The following is a 12427-nucleotide window of genomic DNA, read 5'->3' as shown; positions in this document are numbered from 1 at the left end:
ACAGCTACTTTACCCTAGAAACTTTTTATTCTCGAAAAAATCCAATAATTACGTCACACCACAAAGAATAGTAACTTAAAATTCCATTAGATAAGCCTTTATAAAATCGTCTATCTCGCCATCTAAAACTGCCTGAGGGTTACTTGTTTGGAAATTGGTGCGATGATCTTTCACTCGCCTATCATCCAACACATAACTGCGAATTTGCGAGCCCCATTCTATTTTCATTTTTGATCCCTCAATTACGGCTGTCTCTTCGGCACGTTTACGTTCCTCTAATTCATACAATTGAGATTTTAAAAGTCTGATGGCATTTTCTTTATTTTGCAGTTGGGATCGTGATTCCTGGTTTTTTATAACAATGCCAGAGGGCTTGTGATGTAACCTAACGGCAGTTTCTACCTTATTTACATTTTGACCCCCAGCGCCACCGGCCCTAAAAGTCTCAAACTCTATGTCTCCCGGGTTTACATCGATTTCTATTGTATCATCTACCAATGGATACACATAAACTGATGCAAAAGAGGTATGTCTACGGGCATTACTATCAAATGGAGAGATGCGTACCAAACGATGTACGCCATTTTCGCCTTTTAAATAACCGTAGCTAAAATCTCCGTCAAATTGAATGGTTACGGTTTTAATTCCTGCCACATCTCCATCTTGCCTGTCTTGCTCACTAACTTTATAGCCATTTCTTTCGCCCCACATTAAGTACATTCGCATAAGCATGGCTGCCCAATCACAACTTTCTGTACCGCCTGCGCCAGCTGTAATTTGCATAACCGCAGAAAGCTGATCTTGCTTACTGCTTAGCATATTTTTAAGTTCTAGACCATTTAACGCGTCCAGAGCTGCATCGAACTGCTCTTGCATTTCTTCTTCAGAGGCTTCATTGGCTTGAAAAAAATCGTGCATTACCGCGGCATCTTCAATCAACGCATTAGTTCCTTCCCAACCGTCGGTCCATTTTTTCAGAACGCTAATTTCGGCAAGGATTCTTTCGGCTTTTTTAGGATCATCCCAAAAATTGGGTGCCATGGTAAGCTTTTGTTCTTCTCTTATTTGGTAAAGTTTCTCGTCGACGTCAAAGATGCCTCCTCAGAGACGTTATTCTGTCCCTTAAATCCTGAATTTGTTCTTTTGTCATAGACGCAAAGATAGTGGTTTTCCTAGGATGTAACCGCGAGTTAAACTCCAAAGACGCAAAAACAGATTAAAAATTCTATCTTTGTGACAGAAACCTATGGCACAGTAGGATTACTTAACTTACACCACTTGGAAAATTTAAAACAGAGTAACCGAAATAAAAAGAGCGAGTTACATCCCCGCAATCGTCATCGCGCACGGTACAACTTTAAGCAACTCATTACAAATTTTAAAGAGCTTAGGCCATTCGTTTTTAAAAATGAACATGGCGATGAATCCATCGATTTTGCCGATCAAAAAGCTGTAAAAGCATTGAACCAAGCGCTTTTAAAACAATTTTACAACATCGCACATTGGGACATTCCACAAGATTATCTTTGTCCGCCCATACCAGGCCGTGCAGATTACATCCATTACGTGGCTGATTTATTAGGTTCAAGCAACAAGGGCAAAATCCCCAGCGGCACCGATATAAAGGTATTGGACATTGGCGTTGGTGCCAATTGCATCTATCCAATTATTGGTCATCAAGAATATGGTTGGAGTTTTGTTGGAACGGATATAGATACGCACTCCGTCGATTCTGCAAAACGCATAGTTGAGCATAATAAAGATTTAAAAGACAGCATCGAAATTCGCTTGCAAAGTTCTAAAATGGGAATTTTTAGAGGAATTGTAAAAACCACGGATCAATTTGACGTAACCGTTTGCAACCCACCATTTCACTCGTCATTAAAAGAAGCTGAACAGGGAACTCGCCAGAAGTGGAAGAATCTGAAAACAGGCTCTGAAATTAAACATGTATTAAACTTCGGTGGAAATAAGGCCGAACTTTGGTGCCCAGGCGGTGAACGCGCATTTGTTGAACAGATGATTATACAAAGTGCAGAAATGCCAAATAAAAGCTTATGGTTCACTTCTTTGCTAAGTAAAAGCGCAAACCTTAAAAAAGTCTATAATTCTTTAGTTAGGGCTAATGCTTTTGAAGTGAGAACGGTACAAATGGAACAGGGACAAAAAATAAGTCGGTTTGTGGCCTGGACTTTCCAAGATGATAAAGCCAAAGCAGAATGGGCAAAGCGCTGGAAATAACAAAGCATTGTTTTAAGGAAATTATTTTTCAAATATTAGTTTTTAGCCTTTGGATGGTGCGCTAACGATTGCCGCGGCATCCTATTTAGCTTTTTTGCTAAAGAGATACAGCAGAAAGCGTGTAAAAGCGCCCAAATACTTCTTAAACAACACCTTAAGTTTCGTAGGTTTTAAGGTAAAAACATTTATCTTTAGTTATGAAAAGGTCGACGCTCTTGCCTTTACTCCTAACCACTCTGATTTTATGCAGTTCTTGGGGGTTTTTCGCACATCAAAAAATTAACCAAACGGCAGTTTTCACACTTCCTAGCGGGATGATTGGTTTTTACAAACGGAACATTGTTTACCTAACAGCGCATTCGGTAGATCCCGATAAACGCAGGTATATTGACACCGCAGAGGCGCCGAGGCATTATTTGGATGTCGAAAATTTTGAAGCCGATATAGACAGTATCCCCGAAAAATGGATAGATGCTGTTGCCAAATATGGGCGAGTAAAACTGCATGAAGACGGTGAAGTGCCTTGGCAGATTCAGAAAACTTATTACCGCTTAGTTAATGCTTTTAAAACGCTGGATTCTGTCCGAATTCTTAAATACTCCGCAGATTTAGGCCATTATATCGCCGATGCACATGTTCCGCTGCATACAACCAATAACCACAACGGACAACTGACCAACCAGGTAGGAATTCACGCCTTTTGGGAAAGTAGGTTACCAGAACTTTTTTCTAAAGATTACAACCTTTTCGTCGGAAAAGCAAGTTATTTGGAAAACCCTTTAAAGGAGGCTTGGAAAATCATAAAACACACGCATGGTTTATTGGACAGCGTTTTAATGCTAGAGGCATCGCTAAACAATACTTTTCCATCCGACCAGAAATATGATTATTCTGAGCGAAATAATGTAGTACTTAAACAATATTCTTTTGCATATTCTAAAGCTTACCATGAAAACATGCAGGGAATGGTAGAGAAACAAATGCGTTCCTCTATTCTTAAAATCGGTAGTTTTTGGTTTTCTGCTTGGGTAGACGCGGGTCAACCGGTACTCAAAAATCTTATTTTAACGCCGCTTACCGAAGATGAACTACTAGAAAACATGCACCGCTCTGCAACAAATAAAGACCCGATTCGAGAAGAAATGTAAGAAAAACTGGACTATGCAGAAAATTAAAGTTCCTCATCCATCACCGCAGCTACCTTTTTTGGCTTCATTTTACTTTTTACCGCAGCCCAAATGGCTGGTACAAAAGTTACTACCGCAATAAAAATAATAACCAGCTCGAAGTTTTCTTTTATAAACGGAATTTGCCCTAATAGAAAACCACTGAACAGCAGTAGCACAATCCAAGTAACACCGCCTACCACGTTGTAAAATGTAAATCTACCAAAAGGCATTTTTGCAATGCCTGCGACAAAGGGTGCTATTGTCCTAAAAATTGGCAAAAATCTACTCAAAACTACGGCCTTCCCACCATGTTTTTCAAAAAACTCGTGAGATTGATGGTAGTATTTTAACTTTAGAATTTTATTGTTTTCCTTAAAAACGCCGGCACCTAGAACCGTGCCCAATTTATAATTTAAAGAGTTGCCTAAGATAGCAGCAACCATAAGTATTATAGCCATTACCCAAATGTTTAATCCAGTTGCACCTCCAGCAATTAATGCGCCCATGGCAAATAACAAAGAATCGCCTGGCAAAAATGGGGTTACTACAAAGCCAGTTTCAGCAAAAATTATTAAGAATAAAATGAGGTATGTCCAGGTTTGGTAATTCCGCACAATTTCTGCCAAATGAACGTCTATGTGCAGTATAAAATCCAATAGTTGCTTTAATAGTTCCAATATTTCTGATTTTTTTAGTAAATTAATTTAAGGAGGGCGTTTTTAAAACAGGGATTTAGTTCTCTGTTACCAACCGGGTTCTCATCGCTCCAGTTGAAGAGCCATCTATTAATATGGTATAGACTTTACCTTTCGCCAATGATTTGCTGACGACACTATCCTGTCTGGTCGAATCGACTTGTTTAAAATATAGCCTAGTAGTTGCGGGATCTAGTTTTACATATCCAAACGTATCATTGTATCCAAGATTTGTGTCGGCAAATGTCTTTAAACTATCACTTACCAAAACCTTTGAAAGCAGCGTATAGCCCAAATTGATGATAAAAATCTTTGCCTTATCGGGATCTGGTGTTACGTCATCTCTTTTAATAAAGAGCAAAGAATCTGTTGCTGAACTTTTAGTGTAGAAGACAGAATAATTTTTGCCAATGTTAAAACTATATTCAGCACTTGCGTTAGGACCGGCAGTAGGCGAAGCGGTATTTTTAGAAATTACATTGTATTTAATTGCAGAATCACCTGGTACAACTACGTAAGGTGTATTTGCGCCATAAACAACTCCAGAACCATAGCGATCTGGTCCGAGGTAAAAATCTTGCGCTTTCCCCGTCTCTACGGTGTTGTAGAACTTAACTTTTGCATCGCCTTTAATAAAATCGCTATTTTTTATACACGACGAAATAAATAAGGAAGACAATCCCAAAAAAGTTAAGCCAAGAACAACGCCAAATTTATTTTTCATCTCTCACTAACTAGTATTCTTTACAAAGATAACACAAGAATTTAAATAGGCTTAAGATTAGAAAAATTTGACTATAAAAAAGGATTCGAATTAATCGAATCCCACGTATTTTCTATTTAGAAAAAATTAATAGCTGTTGTTGAGCATAACTGGCATGACCAACATCAGCACATCCTCATTTTCATCGTTGCTTTGTGGAATTAATAATCCGGCTCTATTTGATGTAGAAAGTTCTAGTGTAACCTCATCGCCGCTAATGTTGCTTAACATTTCTATCAGAAAACGCGCGTTAAACCCAATTTCCATATCCTCGCCATCGTATTGACAACTTAATCTTTCGTGCGCTTCGTTTGCAAAATCCAAATCCTCGGAAGAAATATTAAGTTCGCTGCCGTTAATTTTTAGTCTAACTTGATGGGTTGTTTTGTTTGCAAAAATAACAACCCGACGTAACGTATTTAAGAACAAGCTCCTATCTATAACCAACTTATTTGGATTATTGGTTGGAATAACCGCCTCATAATCCGGATAACGTTCATCAATCAATCTACAAATTAGATTTATATTTTCGAATTTAAAAAATGCACTCGTCGCATTGTAATCTACAGAAACATTAATATCTGTGGTAGGCAATGCAGCTTTTAAAAGCGTTAACGCTTTCTTTGGCAATATAAAAGATGCAGCTTTGTCTGCCTTTGCATCCATACGGCGATAACGTACCAGTTTATGTGCATCAGTTGCAACAAACGTAATATTTGTTGGAGACAATTGACAAAATATACCGGTCATCGCAGGCCTAAGTTCATCATTGCTAACTGCAAAAATAGTTTTCGTTATTGCTTCATTTAGCACAGAGGCAGGTAAATTTACAGAGGAAGCGTTCTCTACCACTGGTATCCTTGGAAAATCATCTCCATTTTCGCCACTCAGCTTATATTTTCCATCTCCTGCACTGATTTCTATCGCAAAAGTGGAATCGTCGATGTTGAATGAAATGGGTTGGTCAGGAAGCGTTTTTAAGGTGTCGAGCAAAATCTTAGAGGGAACTGCAACTTTACCATCTTCTTTAGAATCTACAGCCATGGCCGTTGTCATGCTGGTTTGTAAATCGGTAGCAGAAATGGTTAAGTTTCCTTCTTTAATTTCGAAAAGAAAGTTTTCTAATATTGGTAGAACAGTACTGCTGCTTGCGGCGCCATTAACGGTCTGTAAATGTTTTAAAAGGGTCGATGTGGATACTATAAATCTCATGATCTTGTTTAGTCTTCCTCAAAAATATAAAAATTATCTTGCGTACCTGTATTTGCGGTAATAATGTTGAAAAATTGCGAACAACCCCAACAACAATAGTGGTGCAACAACATTAATAAATTGCCATTTTCCTTTTTCCGCTCTCACCTTTTCTTTGTTTAGCAACCTAAGTTTAAGTTCTTTGTTTCGTAGGGTGATTAGATTGTCTGTATCGGTAAAATAATCGACGATATTTTGAAGCAAAATCTTATTGCCATAGGTTCTTTGCGTATACCTATCATAACCTAGTGCAAGTGGTGAATTGTCTTTCTCTACCACCTGATTTTTAAACACATCACCATCTCCAATTACCACCATTTTGGAAGGTTTACTTTTTATTGGAGTGGGATAGGCTTCTTTAATGCCATCGGGAATTGGCCTACCGGCAAAAACTGATGGGAAAATCCCTTCTAACAATACTGCTACATGTTGCGGAATGTGGCTAAATTTTTTTGGATCGGGCTTTTCGGCAACCATATTTAAGCTGAACAACTTAGGTGCGTCAAAAACGAGGTTATATGATGAGGTACTTAACAAAAACCGCTTTTTTATGCCTTTTGCGCCAATGGTGTCTACAGTGCTTGGGAACTCCGACTTTATCCCATCTAGCTTTTTTGCCAAGGCAACAGAACTATCGGGAATTAAAATTGGATAGTACAACCAAGGCACAAGTTGAATTTGGCTCTGGCCACCAACATTTCCGGTAGCAACCGGGATTTCGCTACAATTTACATCGGCGATAATGTTATAGTTTATGCGAACGCCATACACAAAAAGCATGTCGTTTAAATTTAACTCATTCCCGACAACCATTTGTCCGTTTTTGCCGCGAAGACTATCCAAATCTGCATTGACTTGATCGATGCTCCAAATTACCCGGCCGCCATTCATCACAAAATAGTTTATTTTATATTTTTCTGCTTCGGTAAACGGCTTCTTTGGTTTTGCAATTACCATTAGGTTTAGTGCGTTCAAGCCCGCCTTAGTAATGGTATTTAAATCTACTCTGCCAACTACATAACTGTTAGACAGGGTATGCAATGCGTCATACAATTGCAGATCACTTAATTCGCCGTTACTTTCTGTAAAGCCGATCCGCGCATTTGCCCCGGTTAATAATTTTTTTAAACCTGAAGTAAATGTGTATTCAAGGTTTTCGATAGATTGGTTGATGTTTTCGTCATAACTTTTCCCGGTATCAAAATTTTGAAACAACCTAACGGGATACTGTTTCCCATCAGCCTCTAACATGGCCATTGGAAATACCAATTTTTGGGTAAGGCCGTTTTCTGTCTTTACACTCAAATTTGTAGCTTCTATTCCATTTTGATAAAGATTGTTGATTACTGTATCCTGCTCTCGATTATTTAAACCGACCAAAGGATCTAAAAAAACGATTTTTACATCTGCTGCAGAATAGCTTTTATAATCAGCAAGCAAATCTTTTACACTTGTTTGTAAACGCTTGAAAGCCGGCGGCAAACTTCCATCTAAAAATACGGTAATGGTGATAAGCTTTTTATTGTTGTGTAGGAGTTTCTTAGTTTTCTCCGTTAAGGTAAATCGCTTATCCGCAGTAAAATCAAAGCGGTGGAAGAAACTATTGCCAAAAATATTTATCGCGACAAGCACAACAATTAAAACAAGAAACTGCATTTCAGGTCTTTTCATCCTTTTCCCTCCATGATCAGTTTGCTGCCCGCTAAAAAGACAGCAATAAAACTTAAAAAATAGGTAAGATCTCTTGTGTCTAATACACCCCTACTTACCGCTTGATAATGTTGATTGATGCCAAATTCCCTAATGACGTTGCCAAAGTTTTGAAGGGATAGAAATTCGCTACTTAAATCGAACCCTAAAAATGAAAAGGCACAAAGGGCAACACAAATAACAAAGGCAACAACTTGATTTTTAGTGAGCGTAGAGGCAAAAATGCCAACTGAAGTAAAACAACCGCCCAATAAAACTAAGCCCAAATAAGAACCAATCACTTCGCCAGTATCGATATTTCCTTTCGGAAAACCAAGCTGATATAGCGTATAATAATAAATTAATGTGGGCAATAAGGCTAAAATGATCAGCGCAAAGCAAGCCAGATATTTTGCCCAGATAATATGCCAAATGGTTATGGGTTTAGTCACTAATAGTTCATAAGTTCCTTCGCGTCTTTCTTCGGCAAAAGAGCGCATGGTGATCGCCGGGATCAAAAACATGAAGAGATAGGGAACTAAGCTAAAAAATCCGCCAAGTTCTGCATACCCATATTCTAATAAAGAGGTATCTGGAAAAAACCACATAAGCAGACCGCTTACGAGTAAGAAAATCCCAATAGCCATATAAGCGACCATGCCATTTAGAAACCCAAAAAACTCTCTTTTAAAAACTGCAAACATGTAAGTTTTTTAATGAATCTGCGCGATTCGTTCAATTAAAATCCAAATACATAACCAACGCGCAAAGCAATATACCCAAAATTGGTTTTACTGCTTGTTTGGATTACCTGTTGGATGGTGTTCGTTAAGGCCTGGTACCTTAATCCAATGTCGAACTGCCCATCATTATTCATGGTTTTTACAAAACTACCAACGCCAAGTGCCCAAGTAAGATTGGATTTTCCTTGGTTGTTTATTGGAATAGCGAGGCCACCTTGACCTTCAAGATAAAAATTTTCGCTAGGAAAATATTTCAAACCCAACTTAACAGGTAAATAGGATAGGTTTTGGGAGCGGACATTCAAAAATTTCTTACCGAAAAAAGTAACTAATTCTGCGGTTTCTGTAACCGCAACCTTTGGTGCAACAGCTTGTTCAAATTTCACGTATCCGCCAATACCTATATTGGTAATGTTTGAGGAATTGCCGGTGGGCACCCCAAGTTCTGTTCCAGCGCCAAATTTAAAAATTTGGGCTTTTGCAGCTCCGCCAAGCATCAGCCCGGTAAATAAAATAAGCATTGACTTTTTCATTAAGCTTCTATCAAGGTAAGTTTCTTAAATATCTCTTCTAATCCTAATGGCGAAAATTGCTTTTTTAGGTCACATAATGGAGAATTTGCCACTATTTTTCCCTTGGTAATGATGACTACATCGTCGCAGATGGCTTCAACTTCCTGCATAATGTGCGTACTTAAAATCACGGTTTTGTCAACTGACAGATTTTTGATCAACATTCTAATTTCTACCAATTGATTTGGATCTAAACCGGAAGTGGGCTCATCTAAAATCAAAACTTTTGGGTTGTGAAGGATGGCTTGAGCAAGACCGACACGTTGACGATATCCCTTAGATAGAGACCCAATTTTTTTATGCTGCTCAGGCATTAAGCCAACCATGTTTATCACCTCATTGATTCTTTGCGATAAGTGTTGCAATTTATAAGCTTGTCCGATAAATGTTAAAAATTCTTTCACGTACATTTCAGGATAAAGCGGCGTATTTTCTGGCAAATACCCTATGTTTTTTTTAGCCTCAATTTGCGATGAACCCATATCGAAACCTGCAATTTTAATGCATCCTCCACTGGGAGTCAAATAGCCGGTCAGCATGCGCATAGTGGTTGATTTACCAGCTCCATTTGGACCCAAAAAACCCAAAATTCTCCCTTCTTTTCCCTCAAAAGTTACCTCATCAACCGCCTTTTGATTAGCGAAATTTTTAGATAAATGTTCTACTAGGATGCTCACATCCAAAGATGCAAATTTTTATCTGCATCAAAAACTTTCTTGCTACGTCAAAAAGGTGCTTAAAAAAAAGGGATGATCCATTTATGGACCATCCCTTTTTAAAAAATTGAGCTAAAGCTAATTTTTAGTTCATATCATTTTGAACTTTCTTAGCAGTTGCACGACCCGGAAGATAAATCTGTAGACCTACACCTAAATTTAATCCATGGGCATAAGCGCTACTTCCAAAACCAACTGTTCCGTTATACTTTAATAAAGTCTCTAAACCAATGTTAGGTGTAACAAAATAAGCAAAACCAGGGCCAAAGCTAAAGCCTAAGCCATTTGTAGAACCACCACCTGATAAGTTTCTTCCATTAATGCCTACTGTAGCTTCACCAAAAAACCGTGAATGTTTAACCACTTCATTAGCGCCTGTAGAACCGTAATACCGACCCAAAGCAGCAATACCATAGTTAATTGTCGTACCTAATCCTTTACCGGCAGTTGCAACACCCAAATTTAAGTCTGCACCGATAGCTAAACCATCTTGAATGAACCAAGCTGCTTTAGGATTAAGGTCTAAGCTAAATGCATTAGGCTTGTCTAATGTATAACCAATGTTAGCAATGTTTGCTCCAACCAACACATTTCCTTTTTGAATTTGTGCATTTGCGGCACCTGCGATCCCAGCGGCTGCAAAAATTGTAAATAGTAATTTTTTCATCATGTAATTTTTAAGGGTTTTTAAATAATTGTTATTTTTTTGAATCTTAGCAACAATTGAACCAAATGTTTAAAATTGTGCCATTTAGTAGTACAAACACCTTTTTTTTGATTATGTTTTTTTATTTTTAGAAATTTTAACTTGTATTAAAAACGACTAAATAATCGCATCCTTCGTCACCTTATACAAATCTTTTAGGAAATCCAAATCATTAAACGCCAGGATTACAACAGCAAGTAGACAGCCTTTTATTATCTTTGCGCCTAATATGGCACAGAAAAACAACGACGAGCAATTTAAAAATGTAATATCACATGCTAAAGAATACGGCTTCGTATTTCAGAGTAGCGAAATATATGATGGACTTAGTGCAGTGTACGATTATGGGCAAAATGGCGCAGAACTGAAAAACAACATCAAAACCTATTGGTGGAAAGCCATGGTGCAAATGCATGAGAATATCGTAGGCATAGACTCTGCGATTTTTATGCATCCAAAAATTTGGAAAGCTAGCGGTCACGTAGATGGTTTTAACGACCCGATGATCGATAACAAAGATTCGAAAAAACGTTATCGTGCCGATCAATTGCTAGAAGATAAGATTACCAAATATGAAAAAGATGGTAAAATCGAAAAAGCTGCTAAACTCCAAAGTGATATGGATAATGCGTTGCTTGCTGAAGACTTGCCTCAACTAAAAACACTTATAGAAGAACACGAAATTGCCTGCCCAGTTAGCGGTACCAAAAACTGGACTGATGTGCGCCAATTTAATCTAATGTTCAGCACTCAATTTGGTGCGATGGCAGAAGGTAGCGATGAGATTTATCTCCGCCCGGAAACCGCACAGGGAATTTTTGTTAACTTTTTAAATGTGCAGAAATCTGGAAGGATGAAAATTCCGTTTGGTATTGCCCAAATTGGAAAAGCCTTTAGAAACGAAGTGATTGCACGTCAATTTATTATGCGCATGCGCGAGTTTGAGCAAATGGAAATGCAATTTTTTGTTCGCCCGGGTGAAGACCAAAAATGGTTTGAATATTGGAAAGAAGCCAGACTAAAATGGCATAAAGCTTTAGGAACGCCTGCAGAAAAATACCGTTTCCACGACCATGTGAAACTTGCACATTATGCAAACGCAGCAACAGATATAGAATTCGAATTCCCATTTGGATTTAAAGAAGTAGAAGGCATTCACAGTCGTACAGATTTTGATTTAAGTCAGCACCAATCTTTTTCTAATAAGAAGATGCAATACTTCGACAACGACTTAAACGAAGAAGGCAAACCTTATGGTAACTACATTCCTTATGTAATAGAAACCTCAATCGGTTTAGACCGTATGTTTTTGCTTACGATGATTAATGCGTTCGAGGTGGAAGATTTAAGCACAGACGAAAAGCAAGACAGCAGAACGGTATTGCGACTTCACCCTGCTTTGGCGCCAGTTAAAGTCGCCATTTTTCCATTGACCAAAAAAGATGGCTTGCCAGAGAAAGCGCGCTTGATTATGGACACTTTGAAATTTGATTTCAATTGTACGTTTGAAGAAAAAGATGCTATTGGCAAACGCTACCGCAGACAAGATGCGATCGGAACACCTTTCTGCGTTACCGTAGATCATCAAAGTTTAGAAGACGATACCGTTACGATTAGACACCGCGATAGCATGGAACAAGAACGTGTTGCCATTGCAGATTTAGGAAAGATTATTGGAGAGCAGGTGAGCTGGAAGAATTTGTTGGGGTAGATTTTTGTCTTTAAATATTATTGAAACCACGCTGGAAATAGGGTGGTTTTTTTTGTGGATTAAGTGTTGTACAAATAAAAAACTATAGGGCAGAAAAACAAAATAGTTTCGCATATTTGGAAGATAGACTTTTTTCCTTGGCAAAGGCTTGAAAGAAACAGCAGATTATAC

General features: G+C 38.2%; 12 protein-coding genes. 3 read left to right on the top strand and 9 right to left on the bottom strand.

Features of this window, described 5'->3' with window-relative positions; all coding sequences use genetic code 11:
* Nucleotides 1–75: 75 nt before the first annotated feature.
* Nucleotides 76–1150, bottom strand: a protein-coding gene (prfB, locus tag ACVWYG_RS04950; RefSeq protein WP_457269045.1) for a peptide chain release factor 2 whose coding sequence is annotated in 2 segments (ribosomal slippage) — nt 76–1089 and nt 1091–1150 — 1074 coding nt in all. Because the reading frame shifts where the segments join, the coding sequence is not laid out codon by codon here.
* Nucleotides 1151–1233: 83 nt separating this feature from the next.
* Between prfB and rlmF the strand changes: the two genes are divergently transcribed.
* Complete coding sequence (gene rlmF / locus ACVWYG_RS04945) at nt 1234–2241, top strand: 23S rRNA (adenine(1618)-N(6))-methyltransferase RlmF (protein ID WP_457269044.1); 1008 nt, start codon at nt 1234–1236, stop codon at nt 2239–2241.
* Between the two features lie 197 nt (nt 2242–2438).
* Complete coding sequence (locus tag ACVWYG_RS04940; RefSeq protein WP_457269043.1) at nt 2439–3389, top strand: zinc dependent phospholipase C family protein; 951 nt, start codon at nt 2439–2441, stop codon at nt 3387–3389.
* 23 nt (nt 3390–3412) lie between these two features.
* Here ACVWYG_RS04940 and ACVWYG_RS04935 read toward each other — a convergent pair whose 3' ends face one another.
* The 8 genes from ACVWYG_RS04935 to ACVWYG_RS04900 all read right to left on the bottom strand — a co-directional run bounded on the left by ACVWYG_RS04935 (nt 3413) and on the right by ACVWYG_RS04900 (nt 10509).
* The gene (locus tag ACVWYG_RS04935; RefSeq protein WP_457269041.1) at nt 3413–4087 is read right to left on the bottom strand and encodes a DedA family protein; all 675 of its coding nucleotides are present in this window, start codon (nt 4085–4087) and stop codon (nt 3413–3415) included.
* Nucleotides 4088–4142: 55 nt separating this feature from the next.
* Nucleotides 4143–4829 carry a DUF4397 domain-containing protein gene (locus tag ACVWYG_RS04930; protein WP_457269040.1) on the bottom strand — a complete coding sequence of 229 codons (687 nt, stop codon included), beginning with the start codon at nt 4827–4829 and terminating at the stop codon, nt 4143–4145.
* A gap of 126 nt (nt 4830–4955) precedes the next feature.
* Nucleotides 4956–6080 carry a DNA polymerase III subunit beta gene (dnaN, locus tag ACVWYG_RS04925; protein ID WP_457269039.1) on the bottom strand — a complete coding sequence of 375 codons (1125 nt, stop codon included), beginning with the start codon at nt 6078–6080 and terminating at the stop codon, nt 4956–4958.
* 33 nt (nt 6081–6113) lie between these two features.
* The gene (gene gldG, locus ACVWYG_RS04920; protein ID WP_457269038.1) at nt 6114–7790 is read right to left on the bottom strand and encodes a gliding motility-associated ABC transporter substrate-binding protein GldG; all 1677 of its coding nucleotides are present in this window, start codon (nt 7788–7790) and stop codon (nt 6114–6116) included.
* Entirely contained in the window at nt 7787–8512 is a 726-nt protein-coding gene (gene gldF / locus ACVWYG_RS04915; protein ID WP_457269037.1) for a gliding motility-associated ABC transporter permease subunit GldF, read from the bottom strand. Before gldF ends, gldG begins: the two co-directional genes overlap by 4 nt.
* A 35-nt stretch (nt 8513–8547) precedes the next feature.
* Entirely contained in the window at nt 8548–9084 is a 537-nt protein-coding gene (locus ACVWYG_RS04910; RefSeq protein ID WP_457269036.1) for a hypothetical protein, read from the bottom strand.
* Nucleotides 9084–9800 carry an ATP-binding cassette domain-containing protein gene (locus ACVWYG_RS04905; RefSeq protein WP_457269035.1) on the bottom strand — a complete coding sequence of 239 codons (717 nt, stop codon included), beginning with the start codon at nt 9798–9800 and terminating at the stop codon, nt 9084–9086. Before ACVWYG_RS04905 ends, ACVWYG_RS04910 begins: the two co-directional genes overlap by 1 nt.
* Before the next feature lie 124 nt (nt 9801–9924).
* Nucleotides 9925–10509, bottom strand: coding sequence for a hypothetical protein (locus tag ACVWYG_RS04900; protein WP_457269034.1), 585 nt, complete (start codon nt 10507–10509; stop codon nt 9925–9927).
* Between the two features lie 265 nt (nt 10510–10774).
* Here ACVWYG_RS04900 and ACVWYG_RS04895 point away from each other — a divergent pair, with 265 nt between their 5' ends.
* A complete protein-coding gene (locus ACVWYG_RS04895) occupies nt 10775–12256 on the top strand; it encodes a glycine--tRNA ligase (protein ID WP_457269033.1) in 1482 nt (493 codons plus the stop codon).
* The last annotated feature ends 171 nt before the right edge of the window (nt 12257–12427 follow it).

It is taken from the genome of Pedobacter sp. UYEF25, assembly GCF_054061655.1.
Note: the sequence above shows the minus strand (reverse complement) of the source record. Positions and strands in the feature narration are given on the sequence as shown.